Source organism: Mucilaginibacter sp. (assembly GCF_036568825.1).
Lineage (GTDB): Bacteria > Bacteroidota > Bacteroidia > Sphingobacteriales > Sphingobacteriaceae > Mucilaginibacter.
This window is the reverse complement of the sequence record NZ_DATCRU010000073.1, coordinates 129936-145868: the sequence shown is the minus strand read 5'-3', so window position 1 is coordinate 145868 and position 15933 is coordinate 129936. Positions and strand designations below refer to the sequence as shown.

Genomic DNA, 15933 nt, shown 5'->3' with positions numbered 1-15933 from the left:
TAACACCTGTACGCAAATATTCATCGCACACTTTTCGCTTAAATGCCTCATTAAAAATCTGAGCTGGCAAACGCTCTTTTGCTGTCTTTTGTCCTTTCATCTTTGTTTACTTTGTGTAAACCTATTTCAGGACAAGACAGTTTTACTTTTCATATTTTGGGTTAAAGGTTATTATACGATATTACGTAGAATATTACCCATATGAAACAGTCAATTAATAAAAAAAAGAGGCTGTAAATGATAACGTTTACAACCTCTTCAATTAATCTCTAATTAACTAATCAACTAAACCTCACTGCACATCCCACCAAACACGACTTGTGATTTTATCACCGCCTGTTAAGCGTGCTACAGCAGCATTATAATTTGTACCATTAGTTATTTTTTGATTTTGAGGATAATTCAATCTGCGCGGTATCGTGCCGCCGGTTACATTGCCCGGATAATTTACAGGCTTTAATACAGGTAAATCTCCCGAACGCCGCCAGTTGGCGTAGGCTTCATATTCGTCCATAAGTGTACAAAGCCAGTATTGCGTATTAATCTGAGCGAGTGCTGTGGCATCCTGGTACGGATTAGCGTCCAGGTAGGTTTGCGCATCATCTGAGCTGATAGCGGCTGCATCCCCATATGCGGATAATTGGGTTATAGCTGCTATAACTCCATTTTCATAATGTGCCTGGGCAGAAATAGGGCTGGCCAATCCCCAGCGCTTAATTGCATCAGCTAATAAAAACTCAGTTTCGGAATAAGTCAAAATTAAATCCGGTGCACCAGTATTCAGAATGTTGCCACTTATTGTTGAATAACCACGAATACCTAAGGTTGGATTGTATAGCGATGTGTCAAGCTTAGTAATATCCACTGTCGGATTATTACCGCCGACGATATATCCATTTGGCATCCCCAATTGGTGAGTAGGATCGCTGTCCTGAGTCGAATATATCCAGGCCATAACAGGCAATCGAGGGTCGCTATTGGTTTTCATGTTATCAATAAAGGTTTTGGATAAGTGAAAATCGGTGCTGTCACCGCCAAAAATTTCAATAGCGTCCCTGTTTGCAGTGAGTTGAAGGCCATCCTGATGCTGAACAATAGCGTTATCGTCATTGCTTGACATGGTATTGTTATCTGATATTATTTTTTTGACATAAGTCTGGGCAGTAGCAGGGTCAACTTTTGTTAAACGCATAGCCATGCGAAGCAAAAGAGAGTTGCCAAATTTTTTCCATTGAGCAATCTGATCACCGGTCTGAGAATACAATATATCTCCTGTTGGTTTGTCCCCGGTCTCTGATAGGCTATCAGTGGCCTGAGATACCTCTTTCAACAGGTCAGTATAAATATCTTGTTGCTTATCGTAAACGGGCGTATAAATTCGGTTATAATATCCCAATCCAGCCTGGGTGTAGGGTATATCGCCGTAAAGATCTGTTATTTGTTCAAATATCATGGCTTTCATTATCCTGGACATCTGATGGAGGTTCCTATATTGAGGCTTATTTGCCGAAAGCATATAAAGTTCAATTACAGGCTGTACATCAGAAGTATAAGAGTCCTGGAACATCTCGCCCATTAGGCCTATACTATTTAAATATTTATCACCGTAGTAGAAGCCTGTATTGGTTGATGCTGTGTGCTGTATAAAGCATGCAACTCCTCCCCATTTTGTTTCCCATTGGCTGCCACCAAAATCAAGCGGCCCGCTATACATCAGTTGCACAGTAGTTAGCAAAAGATTAGGGTCATATTTATCTGCAGTGATCTGGTTGGGGTTTGTATTTACGTTTGCCAGTTCTTTTTTACAGGATGCAGCAGCAAAAAGAACAACTGCAATGGCTATTAGATATATCGATTTGAATTTCATTTTCTTAATTTTTAGTGTTCGCACCTGTTAGCTTATAATTTTACGTTGAGATTAAGGCCGAAAGTCCTGGAATAAGGAACAGCTGGCGCCTCAAGCCCTAATGTATATATCGAAGCAGAATAGCTTGATTCAGGGTCAACATTTGGTGTATGTTTCATAAACGTGGCTACATTGTGGCATACAAAACTTAAACTAATGCCACGAATCTTATTGTTAAACATTTTGGCCGGAAAATCATACCCAATTATAAGCTGCCTTAGTTTAATGAAGCTGGCACTGTACACAAATTGTCCCTGGTCTGCAAATGCCCAGTCATTATAATATTGCTGAGCGTTTTGCTGATCGGTTCCGTACAGTTTGTCCCTGCCAGGTAAGGTCAGTTTGGAAAGCCCTTGCTGATAGGCGATGATATTAGTATTGGAAAATATTTTTCCTCCGAATTTTCCATCTATCAGGAATCCTAATCTAAAGTGCTCGTACCTGAATGTGTTATTGATACCTGCGGCCCATGGATTTTCTCCGGAACCAAAAGATTTGGGTGTTGCATCACTGGGGTTCGGAGCGCCTAATTCCGGATCGATAATTATGTTTCCTTTACTATCGCGTGCAGGATCGAACGCTATTATTTGCGCTGGCTCTTTGCCTACAATTTGTTGAGTATAAGACAGTGATCCCCAATCCTGAGCTTCGGAGCCAAGGGTTATTTGCTGCTGATCGCCTAATGACAATACCTTACCTTTTAAATAAGTGGCGTTCAGGTCAACATCCCACGAAAATTTACTGGTCTTAAGTGGCGTGCCTCCCAGGTCAAGTTCAATGCCATTATATTTCAGGGTACCTACGTTAAGCAGGGCTGATGTATAACCCGAAGTATAATCAATTGTTACAGGTACAATGTCGTCAATAACCTTTTTCTGATAAACCGCTAAATCAAACCTTAGCCTGTTTTTAAAGAAATCCATTTCAGTTCCTATTTCAACCTCTCTGCGCGATGACGGCAGTAAACCACTGTTAGGTACTGTGCCGTTACCTGCCGAGCCAACCGGATATACGCCTCCATCAGGACTGTTGAATGTGCCTTGGATTCCGTAGGTCTGCAAGGTTTGATACGGACTGTCCGCCGCACCGCCTACATTGGCATAACTTAAGCGCAACTTACCCAGATCCATCTGTGGGATGTGTAATAATTCGGAGAACACAAATGAACCGCTAACTGAAGGATATAAATAATCTATCTTTCCGGGCGATAATGTTGAATACCAGTCATTACGGCCGGTCACGGTTAAATACAAGAAACTTTTGTAACTAAAATCGGCACTGCCATATAAGGATTGATATTCTTCATTATTTATGAGATGACTTTCCTGAGGATTCTCAAGATTGCCAACAGTATATAAGAAAGGGATCGCGAAATTAAAGCCGCCGGTATTTAAGAACTCCTGTGTGGATTTTCTATAATTTGCGCCTAATAATAGATTAAGGGAAAAATCTTTATTCAGCTTAAATTTTTTCCCGGTTGTTAAATCGATATTTAGTTCAGTTTGCTTAACATTCTGATCAGACATATCCCCAAGAAAACCTTCATCAATTACATAGCCTGTTCCTGCGGGCTCAATATTTGTATTTCGGTCATTGCTATAGTCATCGGCAACCTGCAAGCCTACAAAATAGCCGTTGTCAGTAGTATATTTAAGATTTGCAGAACCTGTAAATCGATTACGGTGAATAGCTCCCTGTAATTCGTAGGCCGCGAAATAAGGGTTAGTGGTGTATGGGTCGGCAAATGGGTTTAATTCCACGCCGCTATCACCGGCTATTGTTCCATTACCGTTAGGACCGGCTAAGGTTTTGATGTTTATATTGGGTGGTAAAAATACCGGCCCCCAATTTAAATTACCCACAGCGTCAGAAACATTCGGCGCATTCTTGGTATATTCTGTCACATATTGTGAATACAAGTCGAGTGTTAAATTCTTCCCCAATTTAAGATTGGTTGTCTGATTGAAAGTAAGGCGTTTCAAGCCGGCGTTCGGAACATAACTTTCATCATTTAGATCACTCACAGAAAAGCGCGTGGAGCCGTCGTCGCCAAATCCCTTGCTAAATGACACGGTATTGGTAAAATTACCCCCAGGCCTGTAAAACCTTCCAAGGTTTCCTTTTGCGACTGCAGAATAAGGTCTGGAAACGCCGTCAAATTGAGGGACTAATGAGCCGTCCATTTTGGCGCCCCAACTCGATTCCATCGACCCTAAAGCGTCCGCAGCACTAACGGGTTTGGCACCGTTAGACCCCTGGCCATAGACTGTTTGAAAATCAGTTTCATCAATAACATCTTCCCTTACAAAGTTGGAGTTTATTTCTACACCCAGTCCGTCTCCACTTTTACCTTTTTTGGTAGTGATTAGTATTACGCCGTTTGCACCGCGATAGCCATACAATGCAGTAGCCGACGCTCCCTTTAATATCGAAATGGATTCAATATCGTCAGGGTTGATGTCGCCAATACCATCACCGCCATCTTTGCCACCGTAGCCTCCTCCCACATCAGTTGTATTATAGTTGTTATTGATCAACGGGATGCCATTTACCACATATAACGGCTGATTATTGCCTGTCATGTTAGTGATACCACGTATAACCACATTGGATGCGCCATTCGGACCGGTAGAAACTCCGCTTACACTCACACCCGCCACACGGCCTTCCAGGCTGTTTACAAAAGTATTTTCGCGGGCTTCCGTAAGCGAAGCGCCTTTTACTTCACTTACAGAATAGCCAACAGCACGTTTCTCTTTGGATTGATTTAACGCAGTAATCACTACATCTTTCAACTGACCGGCTTCCTGAGCTAATTGAATATTGATCGTAGTTTGATTGGCAACAGCAATCTCCTGGGCCTTGTAACCAATATAGGAGAATACCAATGTGGCCGACGCAGGTACGGAAATAGAATAATTGCCATTCACGTCAGTTGCAGCCACAGTACTGGCCCCCTTCACTTTTACTGTAACCCCGGGGATTTTCTCTTTGGTTGTGGCATCTGTTACCGTTCCTTTAATTGTTGTTTGTGCAAAAGCGGCACAGGCTGTTAATAGAATAATTGCAGTCTTTAACAGAAAGACTTTAACAGGAAGATGAAATTTGTGGTAGTAAAGATTTTGTTTCATAGTTTGAGATTAAGGTGGAATATGGTTGGTTAAAGAACGTAATGGCGCGATTACACACCACTTATTATGTTGTATAGAGATTCTTGCAGGGGAAAGAAACTCTTGGGTTTATTATCGGTAAGCTTTAATTAATTAGGGATAGATAGCTTTATTAGCTAATTTAAAGGGAATTACAATATCTAAATTTATACAATTAAGGTAAAGATTTATACAAAATGCTTTTTTGGTGTAACTTATTTGATATAGATAAGCGCCAATCCGCCTCGCAACCCACCTCTTCGAGCCATCCCACGAGAATTTTCACCGACACTTTTCAGCCGTTCACCGGGAAAATAGGGCCATACATCTAATAGTCGGGTTTTGGCTGTAACGTTTCTTTTTGGGCATCGTCTTATGGGTGTATTTAGAAACAAACAAATTGACAATCAAAGTATTAAATATCATGAAACCATCGAGAGCTACAAAAAAACAGACAATTGCTCGAGATAGCTTCATTACCATTAAAAGACAAATTACAACAATGAAAACTAAAATTTTATCCTTCGTAGCTATCGCAGCAATAGTATTAGGAGTAAGCAACACAACCATCGCAGCAGTAAAAGACAGCGCCGCTGCAAACAATAACAGCGAAGTTAGCACCGTGTTAACTAACGTAAGCAAGATCAACAAAATCGAAGTTCGCGGAAACGTTGAAGTATTCGTATCAGACGGTTCAGCCGACCAGGTAAAAGTATACAACCGCTACTATTCAGAAAGCGCTTTGGTACAAAGCCAGAACGGTGTATTACGCATCTCATCTTTTGCTGATCAGAAACTGGTAGTTTGGGTTACTGCAGCTCAATTAACTGCAATCTCAGCTTATGACAATGCAGAAGTTAAATCATTCGGTAAACTGTCTCCAATAGAAATGAACGTTACCTTACACGACAACGCTTATGCAAAACTTGACCTGGATGGTTACAGCGCAGACATCACTTTAAACAACCGCGCTAAAGCCGACTTAAACGGTAACGTAAAAGAATGTAACTTAAAATACGATCATTCAGCTACAGTAAACAGCACCAACTTTGCTGCTGAACACATTACAAAAACAGTTGACGGATTGTATAGCAATACCAACGAAGATATCGCAGTACTTTAATCCTACTTTTGCAAAAGTTCACCATATATTCAGAGAGCCGTTCTTGTAAATCGAACGGCTTTTTTTATTTTTGATGTAACCGAATCTGAATCTGATAAGTCCAATCCTTAAAAAACAATACTATGAAAAAGCTATATTCAACCGTTATATTAGGTGTTGCCGCCTTGTCATTATCCGTTCTGTCATCATGCAGATTTGGATGTGTTAAAGGCTCGGGACATCAGATAACTGAAAATCACAAAGTAGATAACTTTACCAAGCTCGATATCTCCGGAGGGTTTAAGATCCATCTGAAACAGGACAGCAGCATGACTGTATCTGTTACAGCAGACGATAACCTGATGAAATATATCCATACCAGCTCGAATGGTGATAAACTGCGCATTTATTCCAAGAAAAATATATGCGGAAGCGGAGAGATCGTTCTGAATATAGGCGTTAAAAACCTGGACATGATAAAGACCTCAGGTGGGATTAATTTGGTTACTGATGGTAAGCTGAATACTCAAGACCTTCACCTGGAACTAAACGGGGCCAGTAGATTAGATATGGATCTGAACGCTGCCAATTTGTTTACAGAAGGCAGCGGATCAACCGATATGACCCTGAGAGGACAGGCTACCTCGCACAAAATTGAATTTGCCGGCAGTGGTAAAGTAAGGGCAGGCGATTTTGTTGTCGGCAGCTACGATATCGAAACAACGGGTGCAAGTGAATGCACAATTAATGTATTGAAAGATCTTAATGTAAATACCACCGGAGCTGCAGATATTAAATATCGGGGTAATCCAACCAATGTAAATACTAGTAAGACCGGTGCTGCAAGCGTAACCAAGATCGATTAATTAGTTTGTATGATAGATTTAAGGAGCCTCGCGTATGCGTGGCTTCTTTGTTTGTTCAATTTTGGGTGGCTCCTATGGAGCCCTAAAATTTTCTATGTCTTTTCTATAAACAGGAAGCTCCTATGGAGCCCTTTTTATGATTGATGATGTAGACCCCATCGGGCAATGTCGTTAAGTTAAGCATGGCGCACAGTCGACTCACCCGGTCATTGCTTCGCTCGACCACCCTCTCTACTTCGTAAAGAGGGGCTTTTTTATTTTTTTGCCCTCTTTTTTGCTTGCAAAAGAGAGGGCAGAACAGCGTAGCGCCTTCGGGTGAGTCCACACGAAGCTATAATTGAAACGATATTTCCTTAACTTAATGACATTGCCCATCGGGGTCGCCTGTTTATAGCATTAGTAAATTTAATTATTGGGCTCCATAGGAGCCTCCTTTGTGGGGCTAATTTTAACAGGTTCGCCTTGATTAGAGGTGTCTTTTTGACTTAATTTTATAAAATAATTCATACCTTTGCACTCCCAAATCAAAGGGCATGCTATTTGATAATGGCATGACTGACACAGGATTCTAGTAAAAAAAGAAATAACAAGATGAACATCTCACAGGAAAAAATCGACAGCCTGAATGCGGTTGTAACCATCAATATCAAGCCTGAAGATTACCAGGCCAGAGTTGACAAAGCGATAAAAGATCATGCGAAAAAAGCAAAAATCCCAGGATTCCGTCCGGGTATGGTGCCGGCGGCGCATATCAAAAAAATGTATGGTAAAAGCATTTTGGTTGACGAAGTAAATAACCTGCTCTCTGATACCCTGAATAATTATATCAACGAACAGCAACTGGAAGTATTAGGTCAGCCACTACCAAAAATGGATGACAGCAAACAATACAACTGGGATTTTGCTGACGATTTTGAATTCAACTACGAAGTAGGTTTAGCACCAGCATTTGAGGTTGATTTTTCATCAAAAGATAAAGTGACCCAATACGTAATCAAAGCTGATAAAGAAACTTTGGAGGCACGCATCAAAAATATCCGCAAAAGCTATGGCAAAATGACAAACCCTGACGTATCGGCAGATGGTGATGTGCTTTATGCCGAATTGGTGCAGCTTTCTCCGGATGGTTCTGTTTTTGATGGAGGTGTTAGCAATACTACATCAGTTCGTTTAGACCAGGTACAGGACGAAAAAGTTAAAAAATCACTGATCGGTCTAAAAAAAGGAGATGAAGTAACACTGGATATCCAGAAAGCTTATAACAATGATGCAACCCGCATTGCCGCTATCTTAAAGGTAGACGATGAAACAGCTGCAGAGTTAAAGTCAAATTTCCGCCTAACTGTTAAGAATGTTAACCGTTTAGAGGAAAGCGATCTGAACCAGGAGTTCTTTGATAAATTATTTGGTGAAGGTACAGTAACTACTGAAGAAGAATTCAGAACAAAAATTACTGAAGAAGTTGAAACCATGTTTGCACAGGATGCTGAGCGCAAATTGCAAAACGATCTGTATAAACTGGCTATCGATAAAGCAACTTTCCAACTGCCTGATGAATTTCTGAAACGCTGGTTAAAAGCTACTAACGAAAAACTGACTGAAGAAGAATTAACAGGCGGTTACGAAGATTTCGCTAAAAATCTGAAATGGACCTTGTTGGAAAACAAGATAATTAAGGATAACAAGATCGAGATCAAATACGAAGAAGTGTTCGCATTAGCTAAGCAACGTTTAGATGCTCAGTTCAGAATGTACAGCCCGCAGGCTTTAAGCGAAGAGCAGTTAGGCCAATATACCGTTCAGTATTTACAGAACAGGGATGAGGCCAACAAGATTTTCGAAGAAGTAAAAGCCGTGAAAGCATTAGATTACATGAAAAGTGTAGTTACCCTTGATAAAAAAGAAGTTGACGCAAAAGACTTTAGCTCTGTAGAATAAAGTCTAAACAACATATCGTACTAAAACCAAAGCAGCTCTTAATGGGTTGCTTTCGTTTTTTATAGTCATCTTATTTTTACTTTTACCAAACTTTATATCAATATTTATATTCAACTAAAAACTATATTTAACGCAAATAAAAACAAGGAAACAAAATCATGAGTAGCAATATCGATAAGAATGAATTCAGAAAATACGCTGTAAAACATCATCGTATCAATAGTTTATATGTAGATAAATTTATTGCCAGTGTCGACAGAAACGCAATGCCAACAGGCATGACAACTGTCCCTTCTGGTATGACGCCTTATATTATAGAGGAACGTCAATTGAATGTGGCCCAAATGGACGTGTTCTCGCGTTTGATGATGGACCGTATCATTTTCCTGGGAGATGCTATTTATGATAGCATTGCCAACATAATACAGGCACAATTGCTGTTTTTGCAGTCAGCAGATAGCAAACGCGATATCCAGATTTATATCAACTCGCCAGGTGGTTCAGTATATGCTGGTTTAGGCATTTATGATACCATGCAGTTTATTTCTAATGACGTCGCTACAATCTGTACAGGTATGGCTGCTTCAATGGCTGCTGTATTATTGTGCGCAGGTACACAAGGTAAAAGAGCTGCTTTACCACACTCAAGGGTGATGATCCACCAGCCATCAGGTGGCGCACAAGGCCAACAATCGGATATCGAAATTAGCTACCACGAGATCACTAAATTGAAAAAAGAATTGTACCAGATCATAGCTGATCACAGCGGTGCGCCATTCCAAAAAGTTTGGGACGCATCAGACCGCGACCACTGGATGATTGCTGAAGAAGCAGTAGAATTTGGTATGGTTGACGAGATATTACGTGGTACAAAGGGCAAGAAATAATAAACAACTGCCTGATTATAACGTATTAAATAATAAACGAATAACCAAAAGCGTTGCATTTATTGCATTAATTTGCTAAATTTGGTTAGCTAGACTAATAATGAATAAGAACAGCAAAGAGATTAGATGTTCGTTTTGTGGTGCCGGTAAGCAGGATTCGCTCATGCTTATAGCCGGGCTGGATGCACACATTTGCGATAAATGTGTGAACCAGGCCAATGAAATATTGGCTGAAGAATTGAAAGTGCGCAAGGTTAAAACATCGCCGTCTTTGCCTGCATTATTAAAGCCATCTGAGATCAAAGTTCACCTCGATCAATACGTGATCGGTCAGGATGATGCTAAAAAGATACTTTCAGTAGCTGTTTACAATCACTACAAGCGATTAAATCAACGCATAGAAAAGGATGAGGTAGAGATCGAGAAATCGAACATCATCATGGTGGGCGAAACCGGTACGGGTAAAACCTTACTCGCGAAAACGCTGGCCAAAATATTAAACGTTCCTTTCTGTATTTGCGATGCAACTGTATTAACGGAAGCAGGCTATGTAGGAGAGGACGTGGAGAGTATTCTAACGCGTTTGCTTCAAGCCGCTGATTACGATGTAACCGCTGCCGAAAAAGGTATCGTTTACATTGATGAGGTTGATAAAATTGCGCGAAAAAGCGATAATGCATCTATAACCCGCGATGTATCCGGCGAAGGTGTGCAACAGGCACTGTTAAAAATTCTGGAAGGTACTATGGTGAACGTACCACCTCAAGGTGGCCGTAAGCATCCTGATCAAAAGATGATAACCGTGAACACTAATAATATCTTGTTTATTTGTGGCGGCGCTTTTGATGGTATTGAAAAGAAAATAGCTAACAGGCTGCGTACACAAACTGTTGGTTATAAACTGGCTCATCACGAAGGTGAGATAGACTTGAAAAACTTGTATAAGTATATCACTCCGGCTGACCTGAAGTCTTTCGGATTGATACCAGAGTTAATAGGTCGTTTGCCGGTGCTGACATACCTGAATCCATTAGACAGGGATGCCTTACACAATATCCTTACCGAGCCTAAAAACTCTCTGCTGAAACAGTATAAAAAACTGTTCGAGTATGAAGGTGTTAAGTTGGAGTTTGATGAGGAAGTGCTTGATTTTATTGTCGATAAGGCAATGGAGTTTAAATTGGGTGCCCGTGGTCTGCGTTCTATCTGCGAAGCGATCATGATTGATGCCATGTTTGAATTCCCTTCCAAGAAGGATGTTAAACGTTTAAATGTTACGTTGGATTATGCGCATGAAAAATTCGAAAAATCTGATCTCAAAAAATTAAAAGTAGCTTAACAGCACGATAAGTTTAAAAACTTATATTTGTCATATCAAAACACGAACCCTGGTGAAACGCCGGGGTTTGTTGTATGATAACAATTCTACAATTCATAAATTGTCATCCTGAGCGACAGCGAAGGATCTTCTTCGAAATACATAATCAAGAAGCAAGTCGCAGAAGATGCTTCGTTCCTCAGCATGACAAACCTAAAGACGATTATCCCTATGAACGAAGAAAAAGAAATAAAGAAAGACGAGCTTGATCCCAAAGAAATAAGCAAAATACAAACTCCTATAAAACCGGGTCTTAAAACAAAGGAAGCCATTGTGGTGAACTGGTTGCCGAGGTATACCGGTCGCCCGCTAGCAGATTTTGGCGGATACATCATTCTGACCAATTTCTCTAAATACCTGCAGTTGTTTTCTGAATGGAACGAAAATGCACCGATCGTCGGTCTGGATAAGCCGATGCAAAGCGTATCAGCAAACGGCATTACTATTATTAATTTCGGAATGGGCAGTTCAGTCGCCGCTACTATTATGGACCTGCTTACGGCGATCAAGCCCAAAGCCGTGATATTCCTGGGAAAATGCGGTGGCTTAAAGAAAAAGAATAACGTAGGCGATCTGATCCTTCCAATTGCCGCAATAAGAGGCGAAGGAACATCAAACGATTACCTGCCGCCTGAAGTACCGGCACTTCCATCATTCGCCCTACAAAAAGCGATTTCAACCACCATACGCGACTTTGGCCGCGATTATTGGACAGGAACCTGCTACACCACTAACCGCCGCGTTTGGGAGCATGATAAGGAATTTAAGAAGTATCTGAAAACCTTACGGGCTATGGCAGTTGATATGGAAACGGCCACCATATTTACCACTGGTTTCGCTAATAAAATACCAACCGGAGCTTTGTTACTGGTATCCGATCAGCCGATGATCCCGGAAGGTGTAAAGACCGCAGAAAGCGACTCGTCAGTTACTGAGCAATATGTGGAAACGCACCTGCATATCGGTATTGAGTCATTAAAGCAGTTGATCAACAATGGATTAACAGTAAAGCATTTGAAGTTTTAATATCAGTTGATTGATTTGATTAAGTGGCTAATTAAAAACTTAATCAACCACTTAACCCAATCAACTTAATCAACTAACTTTGAATTATGTGGCACAACAATATATTGGAAACCATCGGTAATACACCTATGGTCAGGTTAAATACAATTACAAAGGATATTCCAGCGACTGTCCTGGCCAAACTGGAAACCTTCAACCCCGGTAACTCGATCAAGGACCGCATGGCACTGAAAATGATTGAGGATGCCGAAAGGAATGGCTTACTTAAACCAGGCGGAACGATCATCGAAGGGACATCCGGCAATACCGGAATGGGCCTGGCTATTGCAGCAGTAATCAAAGGGTATAAATGTATTTTTACTAGTACAGATAAGCAATCAAAGGAAAAGTTTGACGCACTACGCGCTTTTGGTGCAGAAGTAATCGTGTGCCCAACCAATGTTGATCCGGAAGATCCACGTTCATACTACTCTGTTTCATCTCGTTTAGAGCGTGAAGTGCCTAATTCATGGAAGCCCAATCAGTATGATAACTTGTCCAACTCACAAGCGCATTATGAGCAGACCGCCCCGGAAATTTGGGATCAGACTGAAGGAAAAATTACGCACTTAGTAGCAGGAGTGGGGACTGGAGGAACTATCTCAGGTATAGCTAAATACCTGAAAGAAAAGAACCCGAACATAAAAGTTATAGGGATTGATACCTACGGTTCAGTATTCAAAAAATACAAGGAAACCGGGATTTTTGACAAAGATGAGATCTACCCATATATCACCGAAGGTATAGGCGAGGACTTCCTGCCAAAGAACGTTGATTTCAGCCTGATCGACCATTTCGAAAAAGTAACCGATAAAGATGCGGCTCTGATGACCCGCGAAGTAGCACTAAAAGAAGGCATCTTCGCTGGTAACTCTACCGGTTCGGCTGTAGCAGGCGTGCTACAAGTAAAACATATGTTTAAAGAAGGCGACGTGGTTGTGATCATATTCCCTGACCACGGCTCACGCTACATGGCCAAAATGTACAACGAAGACTGGCTGCGCGAACGCGGATTTTTAAAAGATGAAAAACTCACAGCAAAGGACATCATTAAAAAGAAAGAAAGACAGGAGATCATTACTATTGATTGCGAAAAGAGTATACTAGAGGCCATCAATGTAATTAAATCGCTCAATATTTCACAAATACCTGTTACACAAAAAGGCATGGTGATTGGCAAAATAACCGAAAGCGACATACTGGATGCATTGCTCGAAAACCCTGCGCTGAAATCGTATCCTGTACAGACCATCACCACGGCACCATTTCCATTTGTTGACTTAAATACTTCGATCGATCGTATTTCAGCTATGATCCACAAAGACAATATAGCCGTTTTGGTGGAGGATCAGGGTAATATAGAGATCATTACACAGTACGATATTATTAATGCGATTTCGGCATAAGCCTCTCCCACATGTCATTGCGAACGAGCCGAAAGGTATGTGCGTTTGATGTGAGTGAAGCAATCGCGGACTATGCATCTTCGCTCTGTATAGCATGCGATTGCTTCGTTGCGTGGCCGCACAGTCCGCCTTGCGCCTCGAAATGACACATATTTTTATTGTTTACTACCATTTCTTAAATATCACAAACACCGCCAACACGATCAGGCAGAAGCCTAATAAATGATTCCATGCTAATTTTTCTGTTTTAAAGAAGATCAGCGTAAATATCATAAAAACAGTTAATGTAACAGCTTCCTGTATGGTTTTAAGCTGAACCAGGCTGAATGGTCCGCCTGTCTCCCGCGAGCCAGCCCGGTTGGCCGGTACCTGGAATACATACTCAAAAAAAGCCAGCCCCCAGCTGATTAGGATAATGGAAACCAGCCCCAGGTTTTTACCCCAGGAGTATTCTTTAAATTTCAGGTGCCCGTACCAGGCAAAAGTCATAAAAGTATTAGAGATGAAGAGGAAAATGATGGTCTTTAGTCCGCGCATAGGTCGATTGTATCAAAAATAGTTATTTAATCTGCACATCTGCATATCCTCACATTTGCACATCAAAGCATTATTCCAATCTTTTCTGTGCCAGTTCCTTCATATAAACCTCGTTCACTTCCGGCTTAGGATTCACGAGCAAATATATTCCGGTTCCTTTTTCACGGGCATATGGGAATTCTACTTCGCCAATTTTGGTGTAGCTGTCCATAAAAGGTTTAAACTTTTGAATATTTTTACCGCCACTGTCATCCACATAAATAATATAGCGGGCGTTTAAACTATCCGGAGCCCAAAGGGTAAAGCTACTGTTGAGGCTGGCAACATCGGGTAGGTTATATTTTTTACCTAAGTGATGTATTGCCCCGGCTTCGCCATAGTTATCTGCATAGATCTGGGTGTGTTTTTTCTGCTCGGGTGTAAGACTGTTATAGGCTTTTGCAACCTTGTCAGTAATCTCGTCCCATCCAAGCATGTCGGCATAATCCTGGCTTAAATAATGTTCTTTCTGATCTTCCCATTTAGGCATAATGTGCAGAAACTTATACGCAGCCATTGTTTGTTCCAGCGGAAGTATCGGTAATACCAGCGGGAAAAGTAATAAATTGGGCAAAGTGAAAAACAGAACCATAACGGTTCGCAGGGCATAAGCCCGTGCCTTGGTCCAGCGTTCAAAGCCATAGGCACCGGCGGCAAACAACATTGGATAAGCTCCAAAAAGATAGTATTCTTTGCCTTTCATCCATAACAGAAAAATGAAGACCAATACAAAAGCAAAAGCCAAAAACTGAAACCTGCGTAATTTTGAGGATATAAATAGAAAACCAAGTCCTAACAACCAAATAAACAATGCGATGCCGTTAACCAGTAACTCCTGCTTAATAAAATCAGTTGGTTTGATATAATCCAACTGTTCGGAACGCAGGGTTTTCATATGGGTAACCACAGGCAAATGATGGGTCATCTGCCAGATGATATTGGGCAGGAATATGAGTAAAGCAATAACTGCCGAAAATAACACATGCTTATTCCACAATACCTTTCGCTGTTTAGTAAATAATAGTCCGACTATCAGTGCTATGGCGAAAAAAGCCATTGTGTACTTCGTCAATAAACCAACGCCTATTATAACACCTAACAGGTACATGTAAACAGGCAATGATGTATTCATATACCGGATTAGCAGGTATACTGCCAGCACCCACCATAGTTGGTCAAACACTACCGGTTGAAACAGGTAGCCACTCGCTGCAAATGCAGGAGAAAATATCAATGCCAGGCAGGCGAGCGTGATGGCAAACTTCTTACCGCCCAACTCAATCACGATCTGCCCGGTAAACCAGATGATCAATCCGCTGAATATGGTGCTGAATATCCTTGCAGCAAAAACAGAATCACCAAATACAGTTGTGGTGATTTTAGCAAGTACTGCTATAAATGGAGGTACTTCTTTAAACCCCCAATCCAGGTGATCGCCTAAAGTCAGGTGCAATAGCTCATCCCGTTGAAAGCCAAAACGGGAGATAGCCAGCAGGTTCAATCCAACCTTAATAGCAACAAAAATCAGTAGGAAGTAAGAGTACTTAGACCTGTTATTTTTATAGCTGTGCAAGAGTAAATGGTTTTGATAAAGATAAATTTTTTAGCTTAAAGGTAAAAGGGGAAAGGCTAAAGGTTTTGAAAGGACTTATAAAACAAA

At 41.1% G+C, this 15933-nt stretch carries 11 protein-coding genes; 7 read left to right on the top strand and 4 right to left on the bottom strand.

Going from position 1 to position 15933, the window contains the following annotated elements; genetic code table 11:
• Positions 1 to 292: 292 nt before the first annotated feature.
• Together VIM89_RS17155 and VIM89_RS17150 are read right to left on the bottom strand one after the other, a co-directional pair.
• Complete coding sequence (locus VIM89_RS17155) at positions 293 to 1867, bottom strand: SusD/RagB family nutrient-binding outer membrane lipoprotein (RefSeq protein ID WP_488157405.1); 1575 nt, start codon at positions 1865 to 1867, stop codon at positions 293 to 295.
• A gap of 32 nt (positions 1868 to 1899) precedes the next feature.
• Complete coding sequence (locus tag VIM89_RS17150) at positions 1900 to 5037, bottom strand: SusC/RagA family TonB-linked outer membrane protein (RefSeq protein ID WP_488157404.1); 3138 nt, start codon at positions 5035 to 5037, stop codon at positions 1900 to 1902.
• Positions 5038 to 5557: 520 nt separating this feature from the next.
• Here VIM89_RS17150 and VIM89_RS17145 point away from each other — a divergent pair.
• The 7 genes from VIM89_RS17145 (at position 5558) to VIM89_RS17115 (ending at position 13697) form a co-directional block, all read left to right on the top strand.
• Positions 5558 to 6178 (top strand): GIN domain-containing protein, encoded by a 621-nt coding sequence (locus VIM89_RS17145; RefSeq protein ID WP_488157403.1) that lies wholly within the window; start codon positions 5558 to 5560, stop codon positions 6176 to 6178.
• A gap of 122 nt (positions 6179 to 6300) precedes the next feature.
• Positions 6301 to 7023 (top strand): head GIN domain-containing protein, encoded by a 723-nt coding sequence (locus tag VIM89_RS17140; protein ID WP_488157402.1) that lies wholly within the window; start codon positions 6301 to 6303, stop codon positions 7021 to 7023.
• A gap of 591 nt (positions 7024 to 7614) precedes the next feature.
• Positions 7615 to 8961 carry a trigger factor gene (gene tig, locus VIM89_RS17135; protein WP_488157401.1) on the top strand — a complete coding sequence of 449 codons (1347 nt, stop codon included), beginning with the start codon at positions 7615 to 7617 and terminating at the stop codon, positions 8959 to 8961.
• 158 nt (positions 8962 to 9119) lie between these two features.
• On the top strand, positions 9120 to 9848 hold the full coding sequence (locus tag VIM89_RS17130) for an ATP-dependent Clp protease proteolytic subunit (protein WP_488157400.1): 729 nt from the start codon (positions 9120 to 9122) through the stop codon (positions 9846 to 9848).
• Positions 9849 to 9948: 100 nt separating this feature from the next.
• Entirely contained in the window at positions 9949 to 11187 is a 1239-nt protein-coding gene (clpX, locus tag VIM89_RS17125; RefSeq protein WP_488157399.1) for an ATP-dependent Clp protease ATP-binding subunit ClpX, read from the top strand.
• A gap of 210 nt (positions 11188 to 11397) precedes the next feature.
• Positions 11398 to 12252, top strand: a complete 855-nt coding sequence (locus tag VIM89_RS17120) for an AMP nucleosidase (RefSeq protein ID WP_488157398.1) — start codon at positions 11398 to 11400, stop codon at positions 12250 to 12252.
• Positions 12253 to 12338: 86 nt separating this feature from the next.
• On the top strand, positions 12339 to 13697 hold the full coding sequence (locus VIM89_RS17115) for a pyridoxal-phosphate dependent enzyme (RefSeq protein WP_488157397.1): 1359 nt from the start codon (positions 12339 to 12341) through the stop codon (positions 13695 to 13697).
• A gap of 165 nt (positions 13698 to 13862) precedes the next feature.
• On the opposite strand, the gene VIM89_RS17110 is transcribed toward VIM89_RS17115, so the two are convergent.
• Together VIM89_RS17110 and VIM89_RS17105 are read right to left on the bottom strand one after the other, a co-directional pair.
• Positions 13863 to 14234 (bottom strand): DMT family protein, encoded by a 372-nt coding sequence (locus VIM89_RS17110; RefSeq protein WP_488157396.1) that lies wholly within the window; start codon positions 14232 to 14234, stop codon positions 13863 to 13865.
• 70 nt (positions 14235 to 14304) lie between these two features.
• Positions 14305 to 15846, bottom strand: coding sequence for an ArnT family glycosyltransferase (locus VIM89_RS17105; RefSeq protein ID WP_488157395.1), 1542 nt, complete (start codon positions 15844 to 15846; stop codon positions 14305 to 14307).
• Positions 15847 to 15933: the final 87 nt, after the last annotated feature.

Excerpts from the sequence above, each read along its gene's own strand:
- VIM89_RS17120 (WP_488157398.1), top strand. The coding sequence starts at position 11,398 with ATGAACGAAGAAAAAGAAATAAAGAAAGACGAGCTTGATCCCAAAGAA.
- tig (WP_488157401.1), top strand. The coding sequence starts at position 7,615 with ATGAACATCTCACAGGAAAAAATCGACAGCCTGAATGCGGTTGTAACC.
- VIM89_RS17115 (WP_488157397.1), top strand. The coding sequence starts at position 12,339 with ATGTGGCACAACAATATATTGGAAACCATCGGTAATACACCTATGGTC.
- clpX (WP_488157399.1), top strand. The coding sequence starts at position 9,949 with ATGAATAAGAACAGCAAAGAGATTAGATGTTCGTTTTGTGGTGCCGGT.
- VIM89_RS17140 (WP_488157402.1), top strand. The coding sequence starts at position 6,301 with ATGAAAAAGCTATATTCAACCGTTATATTAGGTGTTGCCGCCTTGTCA.
- VIM89_RS17155 (WP_488157405.1), bottom strand. The coding sequence starts at position 1,867 with ATGAAATTCAAATCGATATATCTAATAGCCATTGCAGTTGTTCTTTTT.
- VIM89_RS17145 (WP_488157403.1), top strand. The coding sequence starts at position 5,558 with ATGAAAACTAAAATTTTATCCTTCGTAGCTATCGCAGCAATAGTATTA.
- VIM89_RS17110 (WP_488157396.1), bottom strand. The coding sequence starts at position 14,234 with ATGCGCGGACTAAAGACCATCATTTTCCTCTTCATCTCTAATACTTTT.
- VIM89_RS17150 (WP_488157404.1), bottom strand. The coding sequence starts at position 5,037 with ATGAAACAAAATCTTTACTACCACAAATTTCATCTTCCTGTTAAAGTC.
- VIM89_RS17130 (WP_488157400.1), top strand. The coding sequence starts at position 9,120 with ATGAGTAGCAATATCGATAAGAATGAATTCAGAAAATACGCTGTAAAA.